The organism is Tardiphaga sp. 709 (assembly GCF_032401055.1).
GTDB lineage: Bacteria > Pseudomonadota > Alphaproteobacteria > Rhizobiales > Xanthobacteraceae > Tardiphaga.
This window is the reverse complement of the sequence record NZ_CP135529.1, coordinates 4,981,301-5,006,172: the sequence shown is the minus strand read 5'-3', so window position 1 is coordinate 5,006,172 and position 24,872 is coordinate 4,981,301. Positions and strand designations below refer to the sequence as shown.

Here is a 24,872-nt window from a genome sequence, read left to right as displayed (position 1 = left end):
TTGAAACGCATATTATGGGCCTTAACGGCTGTGATGCTGGCTTGCGTGCCCGCACAATCGCAGACATTGACGAAACTGAATGTCGGCATGGTCAGTGCCATCGACATGCTGGCGATCCCGGTGGCACTGGAGCGCGGTTATTTCGAGAAGCAGGGCCTCGATGTCACCATCGCACGCCCCTACGCGACCGGCGTTGATGCGCTGAATGCGCTGCAGGCTGGCGAGACCGAGATCCTGCAGGTCGGCGTTCCGATGATCGGCGCCGTGCTGCGCGGCATGGATCTCGTGGCGCTCGGCAATTACAGCGGCAGCGCCACCAAATCCGGTTCGGATGCGACCATGGCGATCATTGCCCGTGAGGGATCGGGCATCGTCAAGGGTGACCTCAAGAGCCTCAAGGGCAAGAAGATTGCGACCTCCTTCGGCACCATCAACCATCTCTACATCCTGGCGCTGCTGGAGAAGGCCGGACTCAAGCCCGACGACGTTCAGCTGGTCAACACGCCGCCGCCGGATATGACTGTCGCGCTGCTCGCCAAGGGCATCGATGCGTTTTCCGGCTGGGATCCGTGGCCGATCATCGCGCGGAAAGACGTCCCCGGTGCCTTCGAAGTGATCCGCGGGGGCGATGTCATCGCCTATCTCGGCTATGTCGTCTCGCTTCGGTCCTGGGTCGAGAAGAATCCGGAGACGACGGAGAAATTCCTGGCCGCGACCTCACAGGCCGACCAGTGGATGCGCAAGAATCCCAAGGCCGCCGCGCAGATCGGCACCCGCTGGATTCCCGGCCTGAAGCCGGAGATCGCCGAAGCCGCCATGGAATTCAATGTCCAGCAGCTCGACCGGCGTCTGTCGGCCAACAGCTACAAGGCAATGTGGAGCGCACAGGACCGGCTTCAGCGCCTCGGCGTGCTCAAGGCAACCTTTGACGTCAACAAGAATATCGACGCCAAGCCGATCCTGAATGTCATGAAGAAGCATCCGGAACTCTTCGCCGATTTGCCGCCCATTCCGGCTGAGGTGGCTATCGGACCGGATTTCACGTTCAAGCCATGAATAAAGAAGGCGGTCTGCCCAATTACGGACCGCCTTTTTTTGATCGATGCATCATTCGAAAACACCAGCTAGCAGCGTCGCACTTTTGCGACCAGCTCACGTTTGTCCGCAACGTCAACTGCAACTAAGCCAGTCCCAGGCCGCCATCGATAGCAACAACCTGGCCCGTCATCCATTCCGAAGCGGGACTCGAAAGCCTCACGATCCATTCTGCCAGGTCGTCAGGAACGCCGCGCCGCCCGAGCGGTATGCGCGCACGCTCCTGTTCCTTGATTGCCGCAGCCTGTTCCAGGGAGAGCCCCATCATGCCCGTCAGCGCGCCTGATTCCGTAGGCCCTGCCGCCACGGCGTTCACGCGTATGCCGAGCGGTGCAAGCTCCAGCGCCCAGCAGCGGGTCAATTGCTCCAAGGCCGCCTTGCTGGCGGCGTAGTGAGACAGTCCAGCCACCGGCTTGTGACCGAAAGTGCTCGAGACATTAACGATCGTGCCCCGTGTTGCCTTTAGGTGAGGAAGAGCAGCAGAGGCGAGGAGACTTGGGCCGAGCACATTGACGGAGAAAATGTCCCTGATCCGATCGGCTGTCGCGTCTGCCAGCGGAAGGATGGCACCTGCGCCCGCATTGTTGACCAAGGTATCAACCCTGCCCCAAAGATCGACCGTCTTGGCGATTGTGCGCTTGGCATCTTCGGCGGAGGCTGCATCCGCCACCATGCCGGCTATGTTCGCATGCTCGGCAATCGTTTCTTCGATAGGGCCGGGACGGCGGCCGGTCACGAACACCTTGTTGCCTTCCCTTGCGAAGCGCAGCGCCGCCGCCTTCCCTATGCCGGAGCTGCCGCCCGTCACAATCACGACCTTTTCACTCTGCATTTTCAATCTCTTTCTCGCCAAGATGACGCGGCTTGGTCCCGCTACTGTTGTGCAGTTCTTCTGAATCGGCGCTGCTAAAACCAGGGCGCGCACTCATTAGCGAAGAGAACGCGCCCCGGTCCTAACCCGGCAAGCGATCAGTAGTCCCAGGAGATCGGAACCCAGCGAAACGCATCGCCATCGATCGCCACGTGGCCGGCGGACGGGAATGGCAGATGGGTCGCGACCAATAATTCGCCGCTGGCCGCCAGCTCCCGCAACAGACGGGTCCGCACGCGCGCTGCTTCTTCGGGGTCGTGCTCGAAACCGTTGTGCCAATCGGGTTGGTCAAACCCGACCGTGAACACGGCGTCGCCGGCGAAGGTCAGCGCGTCACCGCCGGATGCCAAGCGGACGACACTGTGTCCGGGCGTGTGGCCGCCGGTCCGACGCACGATGACTCCCGGCGCCAGTTCGTGCTCGTCCGTGAATGTCCGGAAATGCTTTCCATATTCGGCCATGAACCGCTTGGCGGTCGCCCGCAGCGCGTCCGGGAATCCCGGCGGCATTTGGGTGTGAGAGAAATCGGGCGCTTTCCAGAATTCGACCTCGGCGGCAGCGACGTGGATCCGCAGATCCGAACGCAATTGATCCTTCACCCCTTCGACGAGAAGTCCGCCGATATGATCCATATGCAAATGCGTCAGCACGATATCAGTGACGCATGCAAGATCGATCTCGGCAGCTGCCAATCGCTGGATCAGTTGTCCGGCCCGCGGCAAATGTAGGTCCGGGTCCAATCCCAGCCCGGCGTCGACAAGAATGGTCTGCTCGCCACTCTGCACGACGACCACGTTCAGCGGCCAGTCGAAAGCGTCCGGCGGCAGGAACATGTCACGCATCCAGGCGGCCCGGACGGCAGGGTCTGCGTTATGTCCCAACATGGAGGTTGGGAGTGGCAGCACGCCATCGCTGACCACCAGCACGTCGATGTCGCCGATCTTCACTGCATAGCGCGACGGAACCAGTTCGTTACGCCCCGACTTGGCGGGGGCTGATGTCGTATCAAGGTTCATGTGTTTCTCCTTCTGGGTATTTTGCGAGGTGTTTTTCCGAGTGGCTTGAATCGTCTGTGTCATCTGTGGGTCCTCCTGGTTGATCGTGAGAGCTGACCGCGCTCCTGCATGGAGCACGGTCCTTTCTTGTGTGAGGTGGCTAGACTTCGGTCACATGCTCCGGATCGGCCGAGGCGAGAGCGGCAGCACGCTCGGGCTTCGGCGGATAAATCCAGACGGTGTTGATTTCCTGCTTGGTCTTCTTGGCGACGTCGCCAACCATCTCGACCTTGCGATCCCAGCCGCGCGTGAACAGTGCGCCGGCTTCGCCGAGGTCGAGACAGGTGACGTAGGCCTTCTGGTGATATGGCCTGGGCGCCATGCGCAATAATTCAGCGGCGGCATTGTTGCCGGCAAAGGCACCCATCCGCGTCGCATGCTGGCACGACATCAGCGCGTAGTTGCCGACATCGTCGCTGGCCGCTCTGGCAGCATCGCCAGTAGCGAAGACGCCGGGCACCGAGGGTACGCGCAAATCGCGGTCAACCAGCAGCCGGCCGAAATTGTCGCGCTCGGCGGGGATCTGCGTGGTCAGCGGCGCGGCGCGAATGCCTGCCGCCCAGATCACGGTCTCAGTCTCGATACGTTCGCCGTCGGACAGTGTGATCCCGGATGCATCCAGCGAGGCAACGCCGGCACCGAGCCGGGTCTCCACACCGAGCTTGCGCAGCGCCTCCTCGATGATGGGACGTGGACCCTCGCCCATATCGGGAGCGATCGCACTGTTTCGTTCGACGATGATGACGCGCGGCCGGGCGTCCTTGCCGAGGATCGCGCGAAGCCGCGCCGGCATCTCGGTCGCCGCTTCGATTCCCGTGAAGCCGCCGCCGGCTACGACGATGGTGTCGCGTCCGTTCGATGCCGGCCGATCGGCCAGGCTATGCAGATGCTTGTCGAGCGCGATCGCATCGTCGAGATTGTCGACGCTGAAGCCATGCTCCGCGAGGCCGGGAATATTCGGGCGGAACAACCGGCTTCCAGTCGCCACGACCAGCCGATCGTAGGAGAGCGACTGTCGCTTATTGTTGGCGGTCGCGACTTGCACCGTGCGGGACGTTGTGTCGATCGCCTCGGCGCTGCCTTTGATATAGACGACATCGACGGCCTTGAGAACATCCAGCAAAGGCGCCGTCAAGGTTTCGGGCTTCGGCTCATAGAGCCGCGGGCGAATGACCAGTGTCGGCTCGGGTGCGACCAGCGCGATCTCGAGCTCTTCGGGCGAAACGCCCTTGATGTCGCGCAGGCGGGCTGCTGACAATGCGGCGTACATGCCGGCGAAGCCGGCGCCTATGATGACTATTCGCATGTGATTTTCTCCTTGGGTTTAAGTTGCTCGGCAGTACGCGCGTCACCGCCGCCGCTTCTCACCTGCGGCAAATTTGTTGCAATCAACGATGACGCGAAGAAGGGAAACGACGAAGTGAGCCCCTATGGCGGGGTACAGTCCAGCATCGACGCCAGTTGCATGGGACGTTCACATTCGGCGCGGCAGATCCGCGGAACCAGCGGCCGGTCACGGTGAAAGATGATCGGCTGAGCGGACGTCAGCGACCGGTCGTTCAAAACCTGGATGTCGTCGCTCACGATGATGGACAACGAAGGAGTGCTGTCTTGCGCGGTCTGCGCTGGCTTCTCGGCCTCTTCCCCCGTCGATGTCGTCAGTCGAATGGTCAGTGAAAGTCCATATATCAGAGAGCTCGTGACGACTCTCCGTCGCGGTATCATTGCAAGTGGGTCGACGAAGGTCTTCCAGGCCATTGTCTGTCTCCGTCCGTTATTGGCGTGGGCACGGTGATGATCTAGCTGATCGGATCTGCAACTGCCCCAGAGCGATTGACGTACCTGTCGAGAGATTGCGGCTAACGCGTCCGTCGGCGCCAATCGCTTGGACTTTCTCCGGTCAGCTTCCTGAACGCCGCTGCGAAGGCTGTCTGCGAGGCATAGCCAAGCGCCGCTGCCACCGACACGACCGATGCGTCGGTGTCGCGCAGCATGTTCATGGCCTGCTCGAGCCGGTGTTGGCGCAACCAGGCATGTGGCGAAAGCCCGGTGCTTTCCTTGAAAGCGCGGCAGAAGTGAAAGCGCGACAGGCCGGCATCCGAGGCCAGGGCGGAAAGAGAGACGTCCGTATCGCTGTCCGAGCGCAAACGTTCGATGGCGCGTAGCAGCGTCTTCGGCGCCAGCCCACCCATGGTCTGCTGGAACGTAGTTGGCGCGCCGGTGTGCGCAGCCAGCAGGCGCGTGGCCAGAAGATCCGTCACTTGCTGCCTGAACAGGGCATCCAGGGCCGCATTGCCCTCCAGCACGTCCGCCGCACTTATGAGCAACCGCGATGTGATGGGATCGGGATGCGCCGTTCGCTCCAGAAGGTCGCCAGGAGCGGCGATGTCGGCTTCGTGGGCAACGCGCTCGAGTATTCTGTGCGGAAGATAGAGCTGAACGACATCAACAGGTTTCGGAATATCCCATCGGGAGCTTGATCCTTCTGGAATGATGATCACAACACCGGGACGAAACGTTCCAATCGCAACCGATCTTCCTGACCGCCGCTCCATGCGCTGCATCGAACCGTTGTAAGCCATGATGACGTGATGGGTCATGGGCTCGACGACGTCGTGCAATGGCTCGTGCTTCCAGTGGGTGATTCCGGCACCGGAGGAATCCAAAGCCATGTGAAATGGTGTGGTCCCGAGCACGCGGGACATCTCCGCACCGGCAGAACGCCGCTCGGCATGGGACGGAGTTTCCTGGGGCGCCTCAGATGCGGCTACCGGGTCATTCGAACGATCGTGAGGCTTGGTCATGGACGTGCACCTGCATCAGGCGTTCGTGTGCGTCCGATAAGACCTGTACCGCCCATGACGATCATCCTCATGACCTTCCTCCGATTGTTCGGGCCATCCGTGGCCTTGCTCCTGAAAGCACTGCCAGAATGCGCGCGTACGGGCCGGAAAGCCTTGTAGGCACCTTGAATTGCCGTTGAGTTTTCCTTGGCTTCTTGTGCAATCGACGCGCGGACGTGCAGTTTTCATTCAAAAATGATGGCCTGGACACGATCGGCGCGAGCTCAAGCGAGGCGCCCGAACTCGTCGCTGTTGGACCGAAGCCGTTCGATCTGCTGCTCTTTCCGGTCCAGAACCGGGCACAGGCCATCATTGAACCCGACATGCCGCTCCCGCGTCTCATCGGACGAGGAGCCGTAGTCGATGTCCGAGCCAAGTCCCCTTCTGGAATTCATCATGCAGGCGCTGGCGTCGAAGCCGGAAGAGCGTGGCATTCTGTTTTACGTCATGCTGACATTCGCCATCGGCCTCTGCGTTGCCGCGTTGTGGCCATTTGGCGGCACGCAGGGCGACATCCTGACCGGTTACGGGATCGCGGTGGTGGCGGTCGGCAGCGGCGTGTTGCTGGTGAAGTGGTTCTTTCACAGCATCAATTGATGCGGTCTTCGCAATTCGCAGGCGTTGGCTTTACGCCACGCCTGCGCGATGCACGCACGGCGCAAACGGATCGACCGCCCACGCTTCGCCGGATTTGAGCCACACGCGGCTGATATCAAGCCAATCCGCCAGCGGCAGCAACCGGAGACCAGAGGGCGTTGCCCAGCCCTGCGACTCCGTCACGAACGGCGCATCGTCATCGGGGCGGCGCACGATCTGAACCACATGGGTAATCCCGCGTGGCCGCGGATGGTTCGCGGCCCATGCTCCGCCACCCTGTCGCAAGCCGATGGTGGCAAAACGCGGCAGGCTTTCGAGATCTATCCGATCGCCTTCGAGAATAAACCCGGTGCGGGCCTCGATGACTTCGATCATGCGATCGGACCAAGTCGAAATCCCGGCAATCTCACTGGTGCTGAAGACGCCGCTTTTGGATGCATCATTCATCGCCTGCATCGCGCTGGACAGCAGCAGCGCAGCCCAGCCGGAGCAATCGATGACCGGTGGCTCCCACGCAAGTCCTTCGGACTTGACGCCGCCTTTATAGCCGACGTGCCCCATATGGCGTTCGACGAGTTGCCACATGGCGGAAGCGATCAGGCTCGTATGGGGAGGTTCAGCCAGCTCACGCACCAGACGCGCGACATGCGCTTTCAGCTCGCCCAGCGCGACTTCGGGAGGCGCCACGTCGATGTCATGCACGTGCCAATAGGTCACGCGGTCTTCCCAGCCCGGAAAGCGCTCGGTGAGCAAAGCACGGTGCTCTGCCTCCTTCACGGCCACGACCATATCGGACGCTGCAAGCGCATCATGCGTGCAGACCGCCGGCATCCGCGACGCGCCAAGGGGCGAGATGCCATCGACGGTCAGCGCGTCGATGGTCTGTCGCGCCATCGGGCCGACATTGTCGCTGCCCCGCTCGATGGCCAGGGCGTGCGACGTCGCCTCCCAGTCCAGACCGGCACGGCGCGCCAGGTGATTGAAGAGTTCTTCCGCATAGCGGCTGCGATAGTAGTTGCCGGTGCAGAGGAAGAGGACGGTCCTGGCCATGGCCGAGTGTGTTTGGCGGGACCTGCATTTGTCAATTGCAGCGCCCTCGCCGCTCGCGAGCCCATGGACCCCGCAACCATTTTGCTGGATTGTGCCGGCCTCGCCTTGCGCCCAACGAATCATTTTTCAGAGGAAATCCCATGTCGCGCTCGCTTTTCCGCACCACCCTCGTCGCCGCCCTCGCGCTGATCGGCGCAAGCCTGTCCTCCGCGGCTTTCGCCGATAGCGGCACGATCCGCATCAATGTGCTGAAGGGCGGCTGGTTCATCGGCGCGTCGGGCGGTTCGGGCACGCTGACCTTTCGCGGCCGGACCTATCCACTGTCGATCGGCGGCTTGAGCGCGGGCCTCGTATTCGGCGCATCGCAGACCTATCTGTCCGGCCGCGTCAGCCGCATCAACAGCCCGGGCGATGTGGCCGGCGTCTATGGCGCAGGCGGCGCGGGTGCTGCCGTCGGCCGCGGCGTCAGCGCCATAGTGCTCACCAACGAGAAAGGCGCGCTGCTGGAACTCAGCGGTCGCCAGACCGGATTGATGGTCAATGCCGATCTCTCGGGCCTCGCCATCTCGCTGCGGTAAGCGGCGAGCCCATAAGCGGAGCGCTGCGGCGCGTTTCAAACATGGCGGGCCGTTCTTTGCGGAATAACGGACCGTGGCAGCCTCTCGCGTGCGCACCCGTTCTGAACGCACATGGGCAGGTCAGCTGGCAACCGGCTGACTGAGATTGAACTTGTCCTGCAGCACCAGGGCCGTGCCCAACGCCTGGCTGCGATAGAACGCGTTGCCATCCGTGTCGGCGGAACTGATGCTGACATTCCAGCCCATGCGCTCCTCAAACACGAACAAGGTCATCGCCTTCGGCCAGGGGCCGAAGAGGTGGATCGTCCGCTGCTTGATCAAATCCTCCAGCTCGTTCGCAGTCCTGAGCGGTTTTTCCATGAAACCTCCGGGTGATGTGCACGAGGCTAGCATGCGCCAGGGCGGAAGGATCGAACCATCTCGCCGGAACCATCAGGCATAGAAAGAGGCATCTTCCCGTCCCATACAGCCCAACCTTTGCAATGTACGGAACCGTACCAACCTGTTACTGCGGGGAATGACCATTCCTTTGCCGCGCTCGATCGAGAACGAGCCTGACTATCTCAAGGAACTGCTCGCGAAGGCTGGCGTCGATGCGCAGGCGCTCGCCATCGCGGCCAAGCTGCAGGAAGTGGTGATCGGTGAACTGCATCACCGCGTCAAGAACACCCTTGCCATCGTGTCGGCCATTACATCGCAGAGCCTGCGCACGGCCGGCAGCCTCGAAGAAGCTGCCAAGACCATCGGCGATCGCCTGCAGGCGCTGGCGGTGGCGCAGGATCTGCTGATCCGCGAGACCTGGACCGGCGCGAGCTGCCGTTCGCTGATCGAGAGCGCGGTGCGCGCATTCCAATCCAAGAGCCTCGATCAGTTCACGATCACCGGCGACACCCTCGCCATCTCGTCCGGGCCTGCCATGTCGCTGTCAATGGTGATCCACGAGCTTTGCACCAACGCCACCAAATATGGCGCGCTGTCCACGCCGGCCGGCCGGGTCACGATCTCGTGGTCAACGACGCAGGATACGCCGAAGCGCTTCATCCTGCGCTGGAACGAAAGCGGCGGACCGCCGGTGATCGAACCGTCACGGAAGAGTTTCGGCAGCCGTCTGATCGAACAGGCGCTGCCCGGGCAGCTGCAGGGCGAAGCACGCCTGCGCTTCGATCCCGATGGCCTCAGCTGCGAGGTCAACATTCCGCTCAGCATCATGCAGGAACGCTAGGCGCGAGTGTCACGCCGCAAGCCTGCGAAAGAATGACCTAGCGTCAGTTAAACACCACATTCAGAAAAGCCGCATCGTGATCGATCGCGCGAATGTGCACGCGATGTCACGCGGGTTTCACAAATCCTGAAGATTTTTGCACTGCGTTTTATTCGAATGCGCAAGTCATACTGCGCGTGGCGGGATGTCGCGCAACACCGCATGAAGGTTCAACGCTCTAACTTCAAAACAATGTCACTAGCCGTCATCGACGTTTCATCGCACGGACCAAGATACGCCCCAATGCGTCAGCATGGTCCGCGCAGCTCGAGACGACGGAGTGTATCATGACAACCGACCCGACACCGAAGTTCGACGCAAACTATGTGGCCACGCTGCGCCAGGTGCTGGATATCGCCGTGCAGCAGATCGCCGTACAGCATCGTACGCCGGCGACGAAGGCGATGATGGCGGAGACCATCGTGCGCCATGCGGCCGGCGGCATCACTGATGCCCATGCGCTCGTGTCGCACGCCGTGACCGCAGGCGCGAACGGCGCGCCGTAGCATTGCTGCGCAATCTTTCGCAACGCGAAAAGCGGGAACTGCCACGTATTTGATGGCATGCCGCCACGTCTTCGCCAAACCGGACAGCGAAGTTCCATCGAAGCCGATGGAAAACGATACCGATGATTATGTCAGAAAATTATTTCAGAGATCGCGCGGACAATTGCAACCGCCTCGCCCGCGAGGAGAGCGATCTGGAAATGCGCGGCATGCTCTGCGATCTCGAACTGGACTATCGCGCCAAGGCGCTCCACGCTGCAGCCCATGGCTGGCGCGACGCGCCGCGGTATTTCGAATTGGCTGAGGCGTAGGCCTGTCGCGATTGAAGCTGTCATTCCGGGTCGCGAAGCGGCGCCGTCAGGTGACGTTCGCGAACCCGGAATCTGGATGTAATTAGAACATTTCGGGATTCCGGGTTCGCGCAAGAGCGCGCCCCGGAATGACGAGTTTCAAATTCTACGCTTTCACGAGCCGCACCTGAGTGCCCCAGGGATCGGCGATCGCAATGCCATCTGTGATCGACTCGCCTGACAGACCCGCCGCCGCAAGACGGTGCTTGCGGTCGGCCATCACGGCATTATCGGCAATCCGGAGCGAAAACCAGGCCAGCCCGGTCTCCTGCGCATTGCGCGGACCGCTGCCAGCGCTCTGCCATGTGTTGATGCCGATGTGATGGTGATAGCGACCTGACGACAGGAATGCGACACCCGGCCGGCCAAGCCGCGTCGGCTCCATGCCGATCAGACCCTCATAAAAATTGCGCCCACGCGCGACATCGCCGACGCGTAGATGCATGTGGCCGATACGCAGCGCCTTCGGCGCGGTGTGATATTGATCGCGGGTCGTGTCCGTCTGCGCCACGATATTGTCGATATCGAGCTGGTCGGTCCCCATGGTCACCATGTCGCCGGTCCATTTCCACGCCGACGGCGGCCGGTCCGAATAGACCTCGATGCCGTTGCCCTCGGGATCGGTGAGATAGGACGCTTCGCTGACATGATGATCGGCAAAGCCGTCGAACGGCGTGCGCGCCAGCGCGGCATGGACCAGCCAGCGCGCGAAGTCCGCGCGGCTCGGCATCAGGAACGCGGTGTGAAACAGCCCGGCGGTGGTCTGCGCTTCCAGCGGCGCATCGGGCCGATGGATCAGATGCAACAGCGCCACGCCATCGACGCCGAGCACGACCTCGGTCTTGTCCGCACTGATGGTATCGAGCTTCAGCAGGTCTGTGTAATAGATCCGCATCTTGCCGAGGTCGCGGACGCGCAACGCCGCCGCGCCGATACGCATCGGCGTCTGTTGCGCGAAGGGGAGCGCAGCCGACACGGCCGCGCCAAGATCGACACCGCCCTCGGCACGCACCGCGCCCATCAACGCGGTCTGGCTGGCAGCAAAGGCGGCGAGCTTCATCACCTGTCGGCGCGTGGTCATGCGGGGGGTCCATGGCGGCAGAAGGGGTTCAAGAGCGGATCATTGTGGATAGCAGGCAACCATACGGGGTCAAATCACATCGCTGTAGGCCCAATCCACGGGACCTTTTTTAACATAATGTTACGTTCCGACATCGTTTTGGTAGTTGATCGCAGAAGCGAAGTGAGGAGAACTCACCCCAACTCAAAAATAAAACAGACGGGAAACGCCATGTCGACAGCCCCCCACATCATCCGTGATGATAACCGCGCGCGTGCCATCGTGACGGCGATGGCCTTGTTTGCTGCGCTATGCGGCACCACCGCCCCCGCTTCCGCACAACAGCTCGCCTGCGACGACGGTATCAAGACCGCATTTCATCCGGATGAGGCCACCACCGTGGTGGCCGTGCGGGCGATCAAGAAGGGCGAGGAACTGATCGCACAGGATTCGCCTCGCCCGATTACCATGGCGGCGGATATGTGCCTTGTGAAGCTTCTGGTGGGGCCAGGCTTCACGGCGGAAAAGGACAAGGCTGCGCGCTCCTGGTCCGAGGGCATCGGCATCGAGGTCTGGCTGCCAACACCGGCGAACTGGAATACGCGCATCCGCAATTACGGCGGCGGCGGCTGGGTCGGCGGCGGCCATCGTTATGCCGACAAGATCGGCAGCAAGGTGCCCGCCCTCGTCAACGCCAATATGGGTTATGCCTCGGGCACCACCGATGCTGGACAACCCTGGTATCAGGACGGCTCCTTCACCTTTCTCTCCGACGGCAAGATCAATACCGAAGGATTTCGCGACTTCTCGGTCCGCGCCCTGGTCGAGCAGGCCGTCAAGACCAGGGCGCTCGCCACGCTCTATTACGGCAAGGCGCCGGCTTACGCTTATTACGATGGCCACTCGCAGGGCGGCCGGCAGGGTATGAAGATCGCCCAGGACTATCCCGAGCTCTATGACGGCTACATGATCGCGCAGCCGGCGCTCAACATCCCGCAATTCGGCACGGCTGCGCTGTATCCGCAGATCGTGATGAAGACCGAACTCGGCTTCACCGCACTCGACAAACCGAAAGCCAGCGCCTTCGCCGCCAAGATCAACGCCGCCAACAAGCGCGCCCTCGCCGCCTGCGACCAGGCCGGGCTCGGCTTCCTGCTCGATCCGTTCGTCTGCGACTACGATCCCGCACGCGATGCCGCGGCCCTCTGCAGCGGCGAGGCCGGCCAGGGCGTCACCGGCAGCAATGCCGATGCGGCAACCTGCATGAGCCTCAAGGAAGCGATGGCGCTCGACAGGATCTGGTTCGGCGCAACGCCCGATGGCAGCTACGACGCCGCGCAAAGCTCCGACAGCCGCAGCGGTAAGGCGCTCGGCACGAAGCAGGTGTGGTGGGCCTTCACCAGGACCACTGCGATCGGCAGCCAGATCACCGGTACGGCCGCCGGCAGTGTGGCCCTGGCACTGAAGGACGTCCGCTACGCCGCCGATGCCAGCGCCACCAACCCGTCGGACATTCCGTTCAACAACGGCTCGACTACCGAACGCAACAAGTGGCAGGAGCTCAGCTATGCCGGTCTGGCCGATGCGGTGAACAAGAACCTCGCCTTGCAAGCGACGCTGTTCAGCAATCTCGGCACCGACAAGGCGGATCTCGGCAAGTTGCGCGATCTCGGCCGCAAGATCGTCGTCTATAGCGGCCTCGTCGATGACGCGATCCCGCCCGCCGGCAACGTCAACTATCACGAGCGCGTCGCGGCGCAGATGGGCGGCCATACCGAGGTGCAGAAGTTCATGCGGATGTATCTGCTGCCCGGCTCGGCCCACAGCTCGCAGGGCCGGGCCTATACGGTCAGCGGACAGAACGATTCCGTGCCGCTGCCGAAACTGCCGGGGAATGCCAACCAGACGCCGACGCGTGAGCAGGATCAGTTCTTCACCGCGCTGACGGACTGGGTCGAGAAGGGTATGGCTCCCGGCGAGATCGCACTGACGTCGCGCGACAGCAAGTTGAGCTATCCGGCTTGCGTCTATCCGCTGCGGACGGTGTGGAATGGCGGAGCGATAACGCAGGCGGCGAGTTTCGGCTGCAAGTAGCTGGCACTTTCAACAGCTGTCATTCCGGGTTCGCGCAAGAGCGCGCCCACAGGCGCACCAATTGGTGCGCCTGTGAATGACAGTGTGTGGCTTCTTAGAAGTTACTCGCCCCAGGCCGCGAAGGCGTCGTTGAAGGCACGCTCGCCGGGCGAGCCCTTCTCGATGGCGATGATGGCGCGGCGCTGGTTGGCATAGACCAGCGGGATGTCGAACCATGACCGCTCCTTCAGGAGCTGCAGGTTGCGCGCGCGATCGCTTTCGACATTGCTGAGACCGACAAGGAAGAAGCCGTCGGTGACCTTGACCGCGAGGCCCGCCAGTGGCGTGCCCCTCGCCTGCTCGTTCGACTTCATCAGCACGCCCGGAACGTTGGCGATACCGCCGCCGGCGAAATCGGGCGGCAGCACGAAAGTCAGTTCGGCCGTGTGGCTGGCGGGCAGCGACGTGTCGGTGTTGCGGCGGAACGACATGGTCATCTTGAACTTGCGTTCCGGAATCTCGATGTCCGCGCGCACGGCGATGTCACCAGGCTTGCCGCCGGTGCCCTTGATCTGCTCGGTGCGCCAGACCACCGTGCCGACATATTGCCGGCCCTTCGGCTCAGCCGGATCCTCGTCATACAGAACGACGCGCTGTGCAACCGGCGCGATCTGATCCGACGAGGACGGCTGACCGACGCGATCAGCGATTTTCGGCCGCGGCGCCAGCGGCGCATCCTTGTTGTCGGTGACGACGGGCGCCGAACCGCCGGCGAAACCGCGCACCATCTTGTTGATCGTCGGCCATCCCAGAATCACGGCGCCGATCAGGATCATCACGATGCCGATGAGAAGCGCGGTCTTGAACGGGAAACCGCCACTAACGCGCTTCGGCTTCGGAGGCTTGGGCGGCTTCGCCTTCTTGCCCTTGGAATCCTTGATGCGCGACGGTGGCACCTGCGACTCGTCGCCGGCCTGCTCATCGTAAGCTGTCTCGTCGTAGCCGAAAGCCTCGCTACGCGCTTCCATGCTGGGTTCGAGACGATCGAATTCCGGCGTCGGCGACGGCACGTTGGCGTAGGTCTTGCGCGCCGCACGATTGGCCTGCGCAGCGGCGCGGCCGAGATCGTCCACATCGGCGGTGACGTCGCGGAAACCGCGCATCGCGGCATCGCCCTGGTCGCCGCGATCGTTGCGGGCCGGCGGCGGCGTGTTGTTATCGGAGCGGCGCGGCGTGCCTGATCGTTCGCGGGTTGGCGGACCGTTCGGATCCTGCGCACCGGCATTGGGCGACTGCTGCTTTGGAATCGGCGGCGGATCGACGCGCAAGGTGCGCGGCGGACGCGGCTCTTCCGGGGCACGCGGAGACGGCGGCGTCGGCGTGATCGGCTGACGGCCGCGCGGCGACGGCTCGGCCGGCGTGGCACCGGCACGCGACCCGGCATTACGGAAAGCATCGCCAGCGCGCGGCTTGCCATCCGATGGCGGCCGCGAGGCGTCGCGGGCGCGCTGGGCCGCTTCGGATTCGACCTTGCGGACTGCCTCTTCAAGCGACAGCCGCTCGCGGGTGATCTCTGACTCGCTGAGGGGCGGCTCGACACTGCGCAACTGGGCAATCAGAGCCGTGCGGGCGCGCTCATAGAGCGCGCGCCGCTGCTCACCGGGAGCACTGGGGTCCAGTCCGGCGATGGCACGGGCGATCAACGGGTAGTAATCAGCCATCTCGACTCAATGTTGCGGGTGCATCAATTTGGAGGCTATCCGGTAACAGTTCGTTAAGCCTCAAACGGGTTTTGCACCAGAATAGTATCTTCGCGTTCCGGGCTCGTGGAAAGCAAAGCAATCGGGCAGCCAACCAGTTCCTCGATCCGGCGCACGTATTTAATCGCCTGCGCCGGCAGATCGGCCCATGAACGGGCGTTCGCGGTCGGCTCTTTCCAGCCTTCGATGGTCTCGTAGATCGGCTCGATCCGGGCCTGGGCGCCCTCGCCGGCCGGCAGATAGTCGATTTCCTTGCCGTCGAGCTTGTAGCCGACGCAAACCTCGATGGTGTCGAAGCCGTCGAGGATGTCGAGCTTGGTCAGCGCCAGGCCGTTGATGCCGCAGGTGCGGACAGTCTGTCGCACCAGCACCGCATCGAACCAGCCGCAGCGACGCTTGCGCCCGGTATTGACGCCAAATTCCTTGCCGCGACGGCCGATCTCTTCGCCGATCTCGTTCAGCAGTTCGGTCGGGAATGGACCTTGGCCCACGCGCGTGGTGTAGGCCTTGCAGATGCCGAGCACATAGCCGACCGCGCCCGGGCCCATGCCGGTGCCGGTCGCTGCCTGGGCGGCCACGGTGTTGGACGAGGTGACATAGGGATAGGTGCCGTGATCGACATCGAGCAGCGCGCCCTGCGCACCTTCGAACAAGATGCGCTTGCCCTCGCGGCGCTTGCTGTCGAGCAGCCGCCAGACCGCCTCGGCGTAAGGCAGCAGCACCGGCGCGAACGCGGCGAGATCCTTGACGATATCGGCCGACTTGAATTCTTCGAGGCCGAGGCCGCGGCGCAGCGCATTGTGATGCGTCAGCAGGCGATCGACCTTGTGCGGCAAGGTCTGCAGATCGGCGAGATCCATCAGACGGATAGCACGGCGGCCGACCTTGTCTTCATAGGCCGGGCCGATGCCGCGCTGGGTGGTGCCGATGGCGGTGGCCTTGTTGGCATTCTCGCGCAGTGCATCGAGTTCGCGGTGCAGCGGCAGGATCAGCGTGACGTTTTCGGCGACTCGCAGATTGTGCGGGCCGACATCGACGCCCTGGCCGCGGAGCTTGGCGACTTCATCGACGAAGGCCTGCGGGTCGAACACCACGCCATTGCCGATCACCGAGAGCTTGCCGCCGCGCACCACGCCCGACGGCAGCAGCGCCAGCTTGTAGGTCTGGCCGTCGATGACCAGCGTATGACCGGCATTGTGGCCGCCCTGATAGCGGGCGACGACATCCGCCTGATCCGACAACCAGTCAACGATCTTGCCCTTACCCTCGTCGCCCCACTGGGCGCCGACGACGACAACATTGGCCATTTGGCGCTAGTCCTCTGAAAATACACGCGTCGAAGCGTGATCAGCGCGGAAAACGGTCTGCCGTTTGCCGGATCACGCCCAGGCATCCGCCTAAACGCGGCCAATGATCTTGGTTACCCAAGTCTTCCAGGACGCTGTCTGCGATGCAAAACGGGAATAAAGGAAGCGCGGGGGGAAAACAAGCACGAACGCCCCGAAAATGGCCTCGTTAGCCTCATGCAAACCTTTGATATCCCCTGAAAATCCGGGGCGTTGTGGCGAGATTGCGGCAGCGCTCGCGGCCCGATTACTGAGAATGCCTCTCAATCTCACATGGTCGTGAGATCGGCCATCCCGGTTGGATCTGCCCTCGTTGTGCCGCTGCGTCGCCCTATATGGGTACCTCCGAGCGTTAATCACGCCGCTCGCCCGCAGACGTTGAACGAAATCGCCCGCCGCCCGCCTTACCGATGTCGCGTTCAGGAGTACCAACATGACCCATTCAATCAGGCTGGCGGCGGCCATCGTCACTGCGGCGTGCCTGTACGGCGGTGCTGCATCGGCGCAACAGGCCAACCCGGGCTGCACATCGAGCCAGCCGGCCGGCGGACCGCAAACCCTGCGCTGCGGCGGCGTAACGATCATTGCTGAAAACGGCGCGCGCTTCACGCTGCTCGATCGCGACCGCAACGGCCGTGTCGACGGCGTCGACCTGCAAAGCAAGGCCGTTCTCATCGAGGCCCCCAAACAGAAGGCAGGCAAAACCTTCGAGGTGATGACACCGCAGGCGATCGCCGCGGTGCGTGGCACCAGGTGGGCGGTGGACGCCGAGGGCAGCAAGACCTCCGTCTTCGTCGAGACCGGTCGCGTCGGCGTCAGGCGCGTGACCAGCCCCGGCAGCGTAACCCTCGGCCCCGGTGAAGGCGTCGATGTCGATACCTCGGCGACGCCACTCGACATCAAGCGTTGGCCCGCGCCGCGCGTCACCGCATTGATGGCAAGGCTTGGTCGTTGACAAAGGCTTGGGCGTTAAACGGCCCGGATACGCGACGATGATGAAGGCCAGCAGATTGCAGACACCGCTCGCCATGGTCCTGGCGGGCGTGTGGGCGGCGGCGCTGGCCTTTGGACATAACCGCGGCGATGTCGGCTTTCTCGACAGGCTAGAAGCGACGCTGACCGACCTGCGCATCCAGATCCGCGGCGTGAAGAAACCGCCCGATCTCGTCACCATCATCGCGATCGACGATCGGGTCGCACGCGAACAAGGCAGCTATCCGCTGCCCCGCGCCACGCTGACGACAATCATCGAGGAAATCGCACGCTACAAACCGAAAGTGCTCGCACTCGATCTGCTGCTGGTCGATGGCGGCGCAGCAGAGAGCGATGCCGCACTGGCACAGGCGCTCGGCAAGACCAACGCCGTCATTGCCGCGGCGGCTCTGTTCAGCGAGTCCAAACAGACCGTGGCCACCAAGGAGGCCGGACCTCTCGCCGACCTGCCGGTGGCGTCAGGATTTCTGCTGCCGCTGAAAATCTTCGCCGATCAGGCCACGGTCGGCGTGGTCAATCTCAACACCGATAGCAGCGGCGTGCCGCGCTCGATGCCGATGCTGATGCGCTCAGCCGACCGCGTGATGGTGTCGATGCCGCTGCGCGTCGCATCAGCCGCCTCGCGCGACGATGCCCAGATTGGCGAGTATAATTTCTCCCTCGCCGGCACCCATGTCCCGACCGATGTCGGCCATTTGTTGCCGATGTCTTTCTATGGGCCGCGCGGCACGATCCGGACGATCAGCGCATCGGAGGTTCTGGCGGGCAAACTCCGCCGCGCCGATGTCGAGGACCGCGTCGTCGCCATCGGCGTCACCGTCAGCGGCGGCGGCGATTTCTTCTCCACGCCGTTCGATCCGGTGATGCCCGGCGTCGAAGTCGTGTCCACCGCAATCACGCATCTGCTCGCCAAGGACACCTTGCTGCGCAATACATCCATCCGGCTGTTCGATGCCGGCTTTGCGATCGTCCTGGCGATGCTGTGCATCGCCCTGCTCGCATGGCGGCGCAATGCCGTCGGCCTCATTGCGATCGTCGCCGTGGTCGCGCTGTGGGCCGTGATCAACACCATCGCCTATGGCCATGGCATCTGGATGAGCGCCGCATTGCCGCTGGCCGCGGCTGTGCCGCCGGCGATGGCGTTCGGCGCACTGCAAATCTGGAGCAGCCGGCGCAGCGTGCAACGCTTTGCAGCGCGCAGCGACCTGCTGCGCCAGTTCCAGGCGCCGGGTCTGCGTGACTGGCTGATCAAGTATCCGGACTACCTGTTGCAGCCGGTGCATCAGCATGCCGCCGTCATCTTCATCGATATCTCGCGCTTCACCGCACTCAGTGAGACACTCAACGCAGACGCGGTGCGCGAATTGCTGAAGTCCTTCCACGCGATGATCGATCAGGTGACCCTCGCCCATGGCGGTGTGGTCACAACCTTCATGGGCGACGGCGCGATGATCCTGTTCGGATTGCCTGTCGTCGCCGATGACGATGCCCCCCGTGCCGTGCGCTGCTGTATCGACCTCACGACGCGAACCGGCACGTGGATCGCTGGTCTTCCGCCTGAGATCGCCAGCCAGATCGGATTCAAGATCGGCGCGCATTTCGGCGATATCGTCGCATCGCGTCTCGGCGGCGCCAGCTACCAGCACATCACCGCGACCGGCGATACCGTCAATGTCGCCAGCCGGCTCATGGAGGTCGCCGCGAGCCACGGCGCCAAGGTGGCCCTGAGCGACGACCTGCTGCGCGCCGCGGGAGCGGACTGTGCGGTGCGCGCGACGGGGGCGCTGAGCGGCCCGACCGAAGTCCAGATCCGCGGCCGCAGCGGCGCGGTCAGCGCGTGGCTTTGGCACGACGGCAGCGCGGCGGAGGCTATATCGACCTCAGCGTAAATCGACGCACGCGGCATCGCCGCGATGGAGCCGGAACCCGCTCTGGTCTGGCACGTTTGCTCGAAGACCTGTTACCGTACATCCGCAACCGTATCTGTTTGCGGCCGTATTTCATTGCAGCGTATTTTTGCGATCGGAGCCGCAGCTCCCGGGGTATTCGTGGATCAATCGTTCGGACCTATTCAGGACGCCAATTCATTCTTGCGAAGTTTGCTCGCAGCATCGGGCGACTGCATCAAGGTCCTCGATTTCGACGGCAACCTCATCTTCATGACCGACGGCGGCCAGCGCGTCATGGAGGTCACGGATTTTGGCGCGATCAAGGGGTGCCCATGGCCGGACTTCTGGCAGGGGCAGGGCAATACCGACGCCAAGGCGGCTGTAAGGGCCGCTCAGCTTGGGCGCACCGGACACTTCCAGGGTTACGCCACCACGATGGCCGGCACGCCGAAATGGTGGGATGTCACCGTCACCGCCATTCCCGGCCCCGATGGAAAACCGCATCAGCTGCTTTCGGTGTCGCGCGATATCACTGCATCGCGTGCCGTGGATGTGGCGCTACAGGCCAGCGAAAGCCAGCTACGACTTGCACTCGACGCTGCCGACACTGGAACCTGGGATCTCGACCCGCGCACCGGCTTGCTGCAATGGGACCGGCGCTGCTACGAATTGTTCGGCCTCACCTTCGGCAAGCCGATCTCGTTCGACGTCTTCCTGCAAGGACTTCATCCCGATGATCGCGACGTCACCGAGAAGGCGTGCCTGGACGCCATGATGGTGGACGGGCCACAGGCCTATGACATCGAATACCGCACCATCGGTCTCGATGACGGCATCGAGCGCTGGTGTTCCGCCAAAGGCAGGGCTGAATTCGAGAACGGCGCCGTCACGCGCTTCATCGGTACTATTCGCGACGTCGGTAAACTGAAACGTGCCGAGACACAGCAGCAATTGCTGACGCGCGAACTCGAACATCGCATGAAGAACACCATGGCCATGGTCGGCGCCATCGCCAGTCAGACGTTCCGTACCGCAGCGACCAAGGAAGAGGCTCGGACCATTTTCGATGCGCGCCTCTCCGCACTCAACCAGGCACACGATATCCTGACCGCATCGAGCTGGACCAGCGCGTCGATGCCCACGGTGATCGCTGGCGCACTGGCGCCGCATCGAACGGGCGAAAAGCGCATTCGCGTCTCGGGCCCCGAGGTGGAACTGACGGCCAAACAGGCACTGTCACTGGCGCTCGCGCTGCATGAACTCGCAACCAATGCCGCAAAGTATGGTGCATTATCCGTTCCGGACGGAACGATAGATATCGACTGGGCTTGTCACACCGGCAGCGACGGGCCGGCGTTAGGTTTCGCGTGGCGCGGATCCGGCGGCCCCGTCGTCGTCCCGCCGACGCGACGTGGATTTGGCTCACGACTGATCGAAGGCACGCTGTCAGCCGACTTCGGCAGTTCTGTCAAAATCGAATTTTTGCCCGAAGGGCTCACATGTCGGTTCGAAACCAGATTGAGCGAGCTGGCTTCGATACCCGACGAAAGGTGACACCAATTTTGATGGCAGCACTCTCAGATCCCAACGCACGTGACATCCAGCGGCCCGCCGTCCTTATCGTCGAGGACGAGCCTCTGCTCCGCATTCACGCAGCCGACATCGTCGAGGAAGCCGGCTTCATCGCTATCGAGGCCAACAATGCCGACGAAGCCGTGCGAATTCTCGAGAGCCGCAACGATATCGTGCTGCTGTTCACCGACGTACAGATGCCCGGCAGCATGGACGGGTTGAAGCTTGCGCATGCGGTGCGCAACCGCTGGCCGCCGATCAAGATCGTCATCGTGTCCGGCCATTTGCAGGTCGCGCAGAACGATCTGCCTCACGATAGTCGCTTTTTCGGCAAGCCGTTTGAGACGACGAAGATGATTGCGGAACTGCGCGCATTGATCGGCTAGAGCCGGCGCTATTGGACGGGTTGCTCACCCAGGATGGCGCGATCGATGGCGTCGATCACGTTCTGAATCTCGACAAACTTCATGCGAGCCCGTTCCGCATTGTCGCGATTGAAGGGTGCCGCCAGCACTTTCGCGTGCGCATCACGTTCCTCGATCATGCGCATATGCGCCGCCTTGAGCGTATCCAGACGTTCAATCATCTTGATCGATCCTCATATCGGACACTGAAATCGGACGTATGATCATACTTATAGCATGAAGCCCGCCGGTGATGATCACCGACGGGCTTCAGTCATTCCAAATCTATGAGACGACGCAAAACTTGCCGGTCGAGAAATCCCAGTACATCCGTGGAAATTTCAGGACCTTCAAGCTCAGATCGCGCGCAGATCTTCCGCGCTGGTCTTGCCGCGCATCTTGTCAGCCTTGGCTTCGAAAGAAACCTTCTGGCCTTCATTGAGCGAACCCAATCCAGCGCGCTCGACTGCACTGATGTGAACGAACACATCCTGGCCGCCGTCATCAGGCTGAATGAAACCGAAACCCTTGGTCGCGTTGAACCACTTAACTGTACCGACTGCCATAACTATTCTCCAAGATGTGCGAATGCGCGAGCCCTACGCGACATCGCGTGAGCCCGATCCGATTTCAACGATGTCTTGGGGAATGGAGCCGATTACGGCGCGGTCAACAAGCCAGAGCATATATTCGAATAAGCACAATATAGGTGATTTCAGCCGAATTACAAGGACAATGATTCCAGAGCGTGTTTCACGAGTGGTTACAACGGCGAACTTCAGATCGAAGCTGGCTGCGGAACTCTGATTTACCGTTGCTGCAGTGGGCGCGCGAATGGACAGATCGAGGCGACGCACACCGGTTCTGGCCGAACTTCGCTTCGCCGAGCGACGTCGCGAATTCGACGGGCTCGATCTCGCTACGCGTTTCGAGCTGATCTATCGCACCAATCTGTGGGGCGCTGAAAAATCGCAATCCGGCCTCGGCTCCGAACTCGACGCAACAACGGCACTCCGCCGCGACCTCATGCAATTGCTGCGGCGATTGCCGGTGCAATCCATCCTCGATCTGCCCTGCGGCGATTTCACCTGGATGGCGCAGATGGACCTCGGCGGTATCCGCTATCTCGGCGCCGATATCGTTCCGGATATCGTGGCAGCCAATGCCGCGCACTATGGCAATGCAGGCCATATCGATTTTGCCCGCCTCGATCTCGTCAGCGATACCCTGCCCGCTGCCGATCTGGCGTTGTGTCGCGACTGCCTTGTGCATCTGTCATTCGCCAACATCCACCGCGCCATCGCCAATCTGAAACGCTCCGGCACCTGCTGGCTGCTGACCACGACATTTCCCGACGCATCAGCCAATCGCGATATCGAGGACGGTGACTGGCGCGTACTCAATCTGCAGCACGCACCGTTCCTGTTTCCTGCTCCGTTAGCCGTGATCAACGAAGGCTGTACGGAAGCTGGCGGCGACTATGCCGACAAGTCGCTGGCCCTGTGGCGCGTGGGAGATCTGCCGGACGAGGCGTGATTCAGCTTACACGTCGATACGGCCCTGCATCACCGGCACGCAACGGCCGGAAATGCGAACGCTCTCGACATGTCCATCACGCTTCCGCACCTCGACCTCAATGAGGCTGCGACGCCCCATCTCGACACCCTGCTCGATGGTGATGGCACAAACCGCATCGCGGCGCGGGTCGAGCGTGACGAGATAGGCCGCCAGCGCCGCAGAGGCGCTCCCGGTGGCAGGATCTTCGGGCACGTTGCTGAGCGGGGCGAACATGCGGGCGCGCAAATGATCGATGCCGTCGCCTGTGCGGACATAGATGAAGGCCGAGAAGCGATCGTCGCGGTGCCAGTATGTCTTTCCCGCGACCTCAAAGGCCGATGTATTCGGACGCGCGGAGGCCAGTGCATCGAGACCCGACAGTTCAGCGACAGCGAAAGGCAGGCCGACGGAGACGATGCGCGGCGGATGCGTGTGTGACACGACCGCATCCGGCGGCAGCGAGATGCAGCCGGCCAGCGTCACGACATCGACTGCATCACCGATCTGAACGGATTGCGGCGCGACAAAGCCGGCGCCGATGACCTCGCTGCCTTCCCGCAATAGATCGAGATGGACGAGGCCTGCCTTCTCTTCGAACATCATGTGATCGCCGACAGGCCTGCCAAAGGCCGCGCCCTGGCGGCCGAGCACATAGGCGGTGCCGACATTGGGATGACCCGCGAAGGGAATTTCATCGGTCGGTGTGAAGATGCGAACGCGTGCGGTATGCGCGGGATCATCCGGCGGAAACACGAAGGTCGTTTCCGAATAGTTGAACTCGGTGGCGATCTTCTGCAGCAGCGCATCGTCGATGCCGCGCGCATCCGGAACGACTGCCAGCGGATTGCCGCCGAAACGCTGGTCCGTGAACACATCCACGGTGACATAGTCGATCATCATGCAGCCCTCACCATTCCGTTACCGCCGGGTTCGCCGACGTAACAGTCAGCGCCGGCCCTGCGTATTCGTAGCCATAAACCTAGGTATGCCGGCTGCACACTACCGTCCGATTCACCGCAGCCTCGCCATCCCATAAACCAGATAATGTCATGCCGATCCTCTCCCGTTCGAGCTGACCGGCGCGAACTCGTAAAGTGCTGCAACATCCATGCTTCCTTCATCCCTCCGGCCAGGACAATCGCCGGCAACCGAATGGTGATACCATGTTGATGAATTCCCTTTCCAAGACGACTCTGCGTGCGATGCTGACAGTGGCCATGTGTGTGCTGACGGCGCCGATGGCTCAGGCCGCAACGGCAGCGCCCGTGAAGGCGAAGAACGTGGTGCTGGTGCACGGCGCCTGGGCCGACGGATCGAGCTGGGCCGGGGTCATTCCGCTGTTGCAGAAGGCAGGCCTCCATGTAACGGCCGTGCAAAATCCGCTGAGCTCGCTGGACGACTCCAATGCCGCGACGCGCCGCGCATTGGCGCTGCAGGACGGCCCGACCGTGCTGGTCGCCCATTCCTGGGGCGGCACGGTGATCAGCGACGTCGGCACCGACCCGAAGGTCTCGGCGCTGGTCTATGTCGCCGCCCGCGCACCGGACGCCAATGAGGACTTCGTGGCGCTGTCCGGCAAATTTCCGACGGGCGAGGTGCGCGCCGGAATCCAGACCCATGATGGCTACACCCAGCTCTCCGAAGACTCGTTCCTGAAATATTTCGCCAATGGCGTTCCGCGCAAGCAGGCCGAAGTGCTCTATGCCGTGCAGGGCTCGACCGCCGCATCGATCTTCGCAGGCCGCACCACCGCAGCCGCGTGGCACGATAAGCCCTCGTTCTATGCGGTGTCGAAAGAGGACAAGACGATCAATCCCGATCTCGAACGTTTCCTCGCCAAGCGCATGAATGCGACCACGATCGAGCTCAATGCGGGCCATCTCTCGCTGGTCTCCCATCCCAAGCAAGTCGCCGACCTGATCCTCGCCGCCGCAGGCGTCAAGAAGTAGACCTGTCTCTTCCCCTTTACTGCGCGCGTCGGGAGTTACCCGGCGCGCAACGCTTCCATCGAT

At 62.4% G+C, this 24,872-nt stretch carries 26 protein-coding genes; 13 read left to right on the top strand and 13 right to left on the bottom strand.

The window, feature by feature from the left end:
• Positions 1-1,056, top strand: a complete 1,056-nt coding sequence (locus RSO67_RS24315) for an ABC transporter substrate-binding protein (protein ID WP_315840921.1) — start codon at positions 1-3, stop codon at positions 1,054-1,056.
• A gap of 124 nt (positions 1,057-1,180) precedes the next feature.
• Here the strand turns inward: RSO67_RS24315 and RSO67_RS24310 are convergent, their stop codons facing one another.
• The 5 genes from RSO67_RS24310 to RSO67_RS24290 all read right to left on the bottom strand — a co-directional run bounded on the left by RSO67_RS24310 (position 1,181) and on the right by RSO67_RS24290 (position 5,825).
• Entirely contained in the window at positions 1,181-1,927 is a 747-nt protein-coding gene (locus RSO67_RS24310; protein WP_315840920.1) for an SDR family oxidoreductase, read from the bottom strand.
• A gap of 137 nt (positions 1,928-2,064) precedes the next feature.
• Entirely contained in the window at positions 2,065-2,982 is a 918-nt protein-coding gene (locus tag RSO67_RS24305; protein ID WP_315844347.1) for an MBL fold metallo-hydrolase, read from the bottom strand.
• Between the two features lie 139 nt (positions 2,983-3,121).
• The gene (locus tag RSO67_RS24300; RefSeq protein ID WP_315840919.1) at positions 3,122-4,327 is read right to left on the bottom strand and encodes an NAD(P)/FAD-dependent oxidoreductase; all 1,206 of its coding nucleotides are present in this window, start codon (positions 4,325-4,327) and stop codon (positions 3,122-3,124) included.
• Positions 4,328-4,449: 122 nt separating this feature from the next.
• Positions 4,450-4,779, bottom strand: a complete 330-nt coding sequence (locus tag RSO67_RS24295; RefSeq protein WP_315840918.1) for a hypothetical protein — start codon at positions 4,777-4,779, stop codon at positions 4,450-4,452.
• A gap of 101 nt (positions 4,780-4,880) precedes the next feature.
• Positions 4,881-5,825, bottom strand: coding sequence for an AraC family transcriptional regulator (locus RSO67_RS24290; protein ID WP_315840917.1), 945 nt, complete (start codon positions 5,823-5,825; stop codon positions 4,881-4,883).
• Positions 5,826-6,227: 402 nt separating this feature from the next.
• Here RSO67_RS24290 and RSO67_RS24285 point away from each other — a divergent pair, with 402 nt between their 5' ends.
• Complete coding sequence (locus RSO67_RS24285; RefSeq protein ID WP_315840916.1) at positions 6,228-6,461, top strand: hypothetical protein; 234 nt, start codon at positions 6,228-6,230, stop codon at positions 6,459-6,461.
• A gap of 30 nt (positions 6,462-6,491) precedes the next feature.
• Here the strand turns inward: RSO67_RS24285 and RSO67_RS24280 are convergent, their stop codons facing one another.
• Positions 6,492-7,634, bottom strand: coding sequence for a hypothetical protein (locus tag RSO67_RS24280; RefSeq protein WP_315840915.1), 1,143 nt, complete (start codon positions 7,632-7,634; stop codon positions 6,492-6,494).
• A 17-nt stretch (positions 7,635-7,651) separates the two neighbouring features.
• Here RSO67_RS24280 and RSO67_RS24275 point away from each other — a divergent pair, with 17 nt between their 5' ends.
• On the top strand, positions 7,652-8,089 hold the full coding sequence (locus tag RSO67_RS24275; RefSeq protein WP_068731288.1) for a hypothetical protein: 438 nt from the start codon (positions 7,652-7,654) through the stop codon (positions 8,087-8,089).
• Between the two features lie 120 nt (positions 8,090-8,209).
• On the opposite strand, the gene RSO67_RS24270 is transcribed toward RSO67_RS24275, so the two are convergent.
• Positions 8,210-8,449 carry a hypothetical protein gene (locus RSO67_RS24270; RefSeq protein ID WP_315840914.1) on the bottom strand — a complete coding sequence of 80 codons (240 nt, stop codon included), beginning with the start codon at positions 8,447-8,449 and terminating at the stop codon, positions 8,210-8,212.
• A gap of 157 nt (positions 8,450-8,606) precedes the next feature.
• On the opposite strand from RSO67_RS24270, the gene RSO67_RS24265 reads away from it, so the two are divergent.
• The 3 genes from RSO67_RS24265 to RSO67_RS24255 all read left to right on the top strand — a co-directional run bounded on the left by RSO67_RS24265 (position 8,607) and on the right by RSO67_RS24255 (position 10,167).
• Complete coding sequence (locus tag RSO67_RS24265) at positions 8,607-9,311, top strand: sensor histidine kinase (RefSeq protein WP_315840913.1); 705 nt, start codon at positions 8,607-8,609, stop codon at positions 9,309-9,311.
• Between the two features lie 326 nt (positions 9,312-9,637).
• The gene (locus RSO67_RS24260) at positions 9,638-9,856 is read left to right on the top strand and encodes a hypothetical protein (RefSeq protein ID WP_068731389.1); all 219 of its coding nucleotides are present in this window, start codon (positions 9,638-9,640) and stop codon (positions 9,854-9,856) included.
• Positions 9,857-9,978: 122 nt separating this feature from the next.
• Complete coding sequence (locus RSO67_RS24255; protein ID WP_315840912.1) at positions 9,979-10,167, top strand: hypothetical protein; 189 nt, start codon at positions 9,979-9,981, stop codon at positions 10,165-10,167.
• Between the two features lie 145 nt (positions 10,168-10,312).
• On the opposite strand, the gene RSO67_RS24250 is transcribed toward RSO67_RS24255, so the two are convergent.
• Positions 10,313-11,287 carry a VOC family protein gene (locus RSO67_RS24250; protein ID WP_315840911.1) on the bottom strand — a complete coding sequence of 325 codons (975 nt, stop codon included), beginning with the start codon at positions 11,285-11,287 and terminating at the stop codon, positions 10,313-10,315.
• Between the two features lie 210 nt (positions 11,288-11,497).
• Between RSO67_RS24250 and RSO67_RS24245 the strand changes: the two genes are divergently transcribed.
• Entirely contained in the window at positions 11,498-13,360 is a 1,863-nt protein-coding gene (locus tag RSO67_RS24245; protein ID WP_315840910.1) for a tannase/feruloyl esterase family alpha/beta hydrolase, read from the top strand.
• Between the two features lie 101 nt (positions 13,361-13,461).
• Here RSO67_RS24245 and RSO67_RS24240 read toward each other — a convergent pair whose 3' ends face one another.
• A complete protein-coding gene (locus tag RSO67_RS24240) occupies positions 13,462-15,060 on the bottom strand; it encodes a hypothetical protein (RefSeq protein WP_315840909.1) in 1,599 nt (532 codons plus the stop codon).
• Between the two features lie 53 nt (positions 15,061-15,113).
• The gene (locus RSO67_RS24235; protein WP_315840908.1) at positions 15,114-16,406 is read right to left on the bottom strand and encodes an adenylosuccinate synthase; all 1,293 of its coding nucleotides are present in this window, start codon (positions 16,404-16,406) and stop codon (positions 15,114-15,116) included.
• A 472-nt stretch (positions 16,407-16,878) separates the two neighbouring features.
• Here RSO67_RS24235 and RSO67_RS24230 point away from each other — a divergent pair, with 472 nt between their 5' ends.
• From RSO67_RS24230 to RSO67_RS24215, 4 genes are all read left to right on the top strand, one after another.
• Complete coding sequence (locus RSO67_RS24230; protein ID WP_315840907.1) at positions 16,879-17,400, top strand: FecR domain-containing protein; 522 nt, start codon at positions 16,879-16,881, stop codon at positions 17,398-17,400.
• A 37-nt stretch (positions 17,401-17,437) separates the two neighbouring features.
• Positions 17,438-19,327: an adenylate/guanylate cyclase domain-containing protein gene (locus RSO67_RS24225; protein WP_315840906.1), complete on the top strand. Its 1,890-nt coding sequence runs from the start codon at positions 17,438-17,440 to the stop codon at positions 19,325-19,327.
• Between the two features lie 201 nt (positions 19,328-19,528).
• Positions 19,529-20,881 carry an HWE histidine kinase domain-containing protein gene (locus RSO67_RS24220; RefSeq protein ID WP_315840905.1) on the top strand — a complete coding sequence of 451 codons (1,353 nt, stop codon included), beginning with the start codon at positions 19,529-19,531 and terminating at the stop codon, positions 20,879-20,881.
• An 11-nt stretch (positions 20,882-20,892) separates the two neighbouring features.
• Positions 20,893-21,285 (top strand): response regulator, encoded by a 393-nt coding sequence (locus RSO67_RS24215; RefSeq protein ID WP_315840904.1) that lies wholly within the window; start codon positions 20,893-20,895, stop codon positions 21,283-21,285.
• Between the two features lie 8 nt (positions 21,286-21,293).
• Here the strand turns inward: RSO67_RS24215 and RSO67_RS24210 are convergent, their stop codons facing one another.
• The gene (locus RSO67_RS24210; protein ID WP_315840903.1) at positions 21,294-21,485 is read right to left on the bottom strand and encodes a hypothetical protein; all 192 of its coding nucleotides are present in this window, start codon (positions 21,483-21,485) and stop codon (positions 21,294-21,296) included.
• A gap of 174 nt (positions 21,486-21,659) precedes the next feature.
• The gene (locus tag RSO67_RS24205; RefSeq protein WP_068731259.1) at positions 21,660-21,869 is read right to left on the bottom strand and encodes a cold-shock protein; all 210 of its coding nucleotides are present in this window, start codon (positions 21,867-21,869) and stop codon (positions 21,660-21,662) included.
• A 268-nt stretch (positions 21,870-22,137) separates the two neighbouring features.
• Here RSO67_RS24205 and RSO67_RS24200 point away from each other — a divergent pair, with 268 nt between their 5' ends.
• On the top strand, positions 22,138-22,839 hold the full coding sequence (locus RSO67_RS24200) for a class I SAM-dependent methyltransferase (protein ID WP_315840902.1): 702 nt from the start codon (positions 22,138-22,140) through the stop codon (positions 22,837-22,839).
• 6 nt (positions 22,840-22,845) lie between these two features.
• Here the strand turns inward: RSO67_RS24200 and RSO67_RS24195 are convergent, their stop codons facing one another.
• Positions 22,846-23,760 (bottom strand): PhzF family phenazine biosynthesis protein, encoded by a 915-nt coding sequence (locus RSO67_RS24195; RefSeq protein ID WP_315840901.1) that lies wholly within the window; start codon positions 23,758-23,760, stop codon positions 22,846-22,848.
• Positions 23,761-24,029: 269 nt separating this feature from the next.
• Here RSO67_RS24195 and RSO67_RS24190 point away from each other — a divergent pair, with 269 nt between their 5' ends.
• Positions 24,030-24,809: an alpha/beta fold hydrolase gene (locus tag RSO67_RS24190; RefSeq protein WP_410001777.1), complete on the top strand. Its 780-nt coding sequence runs from the start codon at positions 24,030-24,032 to the stop codon at positions 24,807-24,809.
• The last annotated feature ends 63 nt before the right edge of the window (positions 24,810-24,872 follow it).

Coding starts and splice junctions, on each gene's coding strand:
- RSO67_RS24310 (WP_315840920.1), bottom strand. CDS start 1,927: ATGCAGAGTGAAAAGGTCGTGATTGTGACGGGCGGCAGCTCCGGCATA.
- RSO67_RS24305 (WP_315844347.1), bottom strand. CDS start 2,982: ATGAACCTTGATACGACATCAGCCCCCGCCAAGTCGGGGCGTAACGAA.
- RSO67_RS24300 (WP_315840919.1), bottom strand. CDS start 4,327: ATGCGAATAGTCATCATAGGCGCCGGCTTCGCCGGCATGTACGCCGCA.
- RSO67_RS24295 (WP_315840918.1), bottom strand. CDS start 4,779: ATGGCCTGGAAGACCTTCGTCGACCCACTTGCAATGATACCGCGACGG.
- RSO67_RS24290 (WP_315840917.1), bottom strand. CDS start 5,825: ATGACCAAGCCTCACGATCGTTCGAATGACCCGGTAGCCGCATCTGAG.
- RSO67_RS24285 (WP_315840916.1), top strand. CDS start 6,228: ATGTCCGAGCCAAGTCCCCTTCTGGAATTCATCATGCAGGCGCTGGCG.
- RSO67_RS24280 (WP_315840915.1), bottom strand. CDS start 7,634: ATGATTCGTTGGGCGCAAGGCGAGGCCGGCACAATCCAGCAAAATGGT.
- RSO67_RS24275 (WP_068731288.1), top strand. CDS start 7,652: ATGTCGCGCTCGCTTTTCCGCACCACCCTCGTCGCCGCCCTCGCGCTG.
- RSO67_RS24270 (WP_315840914.1), bottom strand. CDS start 8,449: ATGGAAAAACCGCTCAGGACTGCGAACGAGCTGGAGGATTTGATCAAG.
- RSO67_RS24265 (WP_315840913.1), top strand. CDS start 8,607: ATGACCATTCCTTTGCCGCGCTCGATCGAGAACGAGCCTGACTATCTC.
- RSO67_RS24260 (WP_068731389.1), top strand. CDS start 9,638: ATGACAACCGACCCGACACCGAAGTTCGACGCAAACTATGTGGCCACG.
- RSO67_RS24255 (WP_315840912.1), top strand. CDS start 9,979: ATGATTATGTCAGAAAATTATTTCAGAGATCGCGCGGACAATTGCAAC.
- RSO67_RS24250 (WP_315840911.1), bottom strand. CDS start 11,287: ATGACCACGCGCCGACAGGTGATGAAGCTCGCCGCCTTTGCTGCCAGC.
- RSO67_RS24245 (WP_315840910.1), top strand. CDS start 11,498: ATGTCGACAGCCCCCCACATCATCCGTGATGATAACCGCGCGCGTGCC.
- RSO67_RS24240 (WP_315840909.1), bottom strand. CDS start 15,060: ATGGCTGATTACTACCCGTTGATCGCCCGTGCCATCGCCGGACTGGAC.
- RSO67_RS24235 (WP_315840908.1), bottom strand. CDS start 16,406: ATGGCCAATGTTGTCGTCGTCGGCGCCCAGTGGGGCGACGAGGGTAAG.
- RSO67_RS24230 (WP_315840907.1), top strand. CDS start 16,879: ATGACCCATTCAATCAGGCTGGCGGCGGCCATCGTCACTGCGGCGTGC.
- RSO67_RS24225 (WP_315840906.1), top strand. CDS start 17,438: ATGATGAAGGCCAGCAGATTGCAGACACCGCTCGCCATGGTCCTGGCG.
- RSO67_RS24215 (WP_315840904.1), top strand. CDS start 20,893: ATGGCAGCACTCTCAGATCCCAACGCACGTGACATCCAGCGGCCCGCC.
- RSO67_RS24210 (WP_315840903.1), bottom strand. CDS start 21,485: ATGATTGAACGTCTGGATACGCTCAAGGCGGCGCATATGCGCATGATC.
- RSO67_RS24205 (WP_068731259.1), bottom strand. CDS start 21,869: ATGGCAGTCGGTACAGTTAAGTGGTTCAACGCGACCAAGGGTTTCGGT.
- RSO67_RS24200 (WP_315840902.1), top strand. CDS start 22,138: ATGGACAGATCGAGGCGACGCACACCGGTTCTGGCCGAACTTCGCTTC.
- RSO67_RS24195 (WP_315840901.1), bottom strand. CDS start 23,760: ATGATGATCGACTATGTCACCGTGGATGTGTTCACGGACCAGCGTTTC.
- RSO67_RS24190 (WP_410001777.1), top strand. CDS start 24,030: ATGAATTCCCTTTCCAAGACGACTCTGCGTGCGATGCTGACAGTGGCC.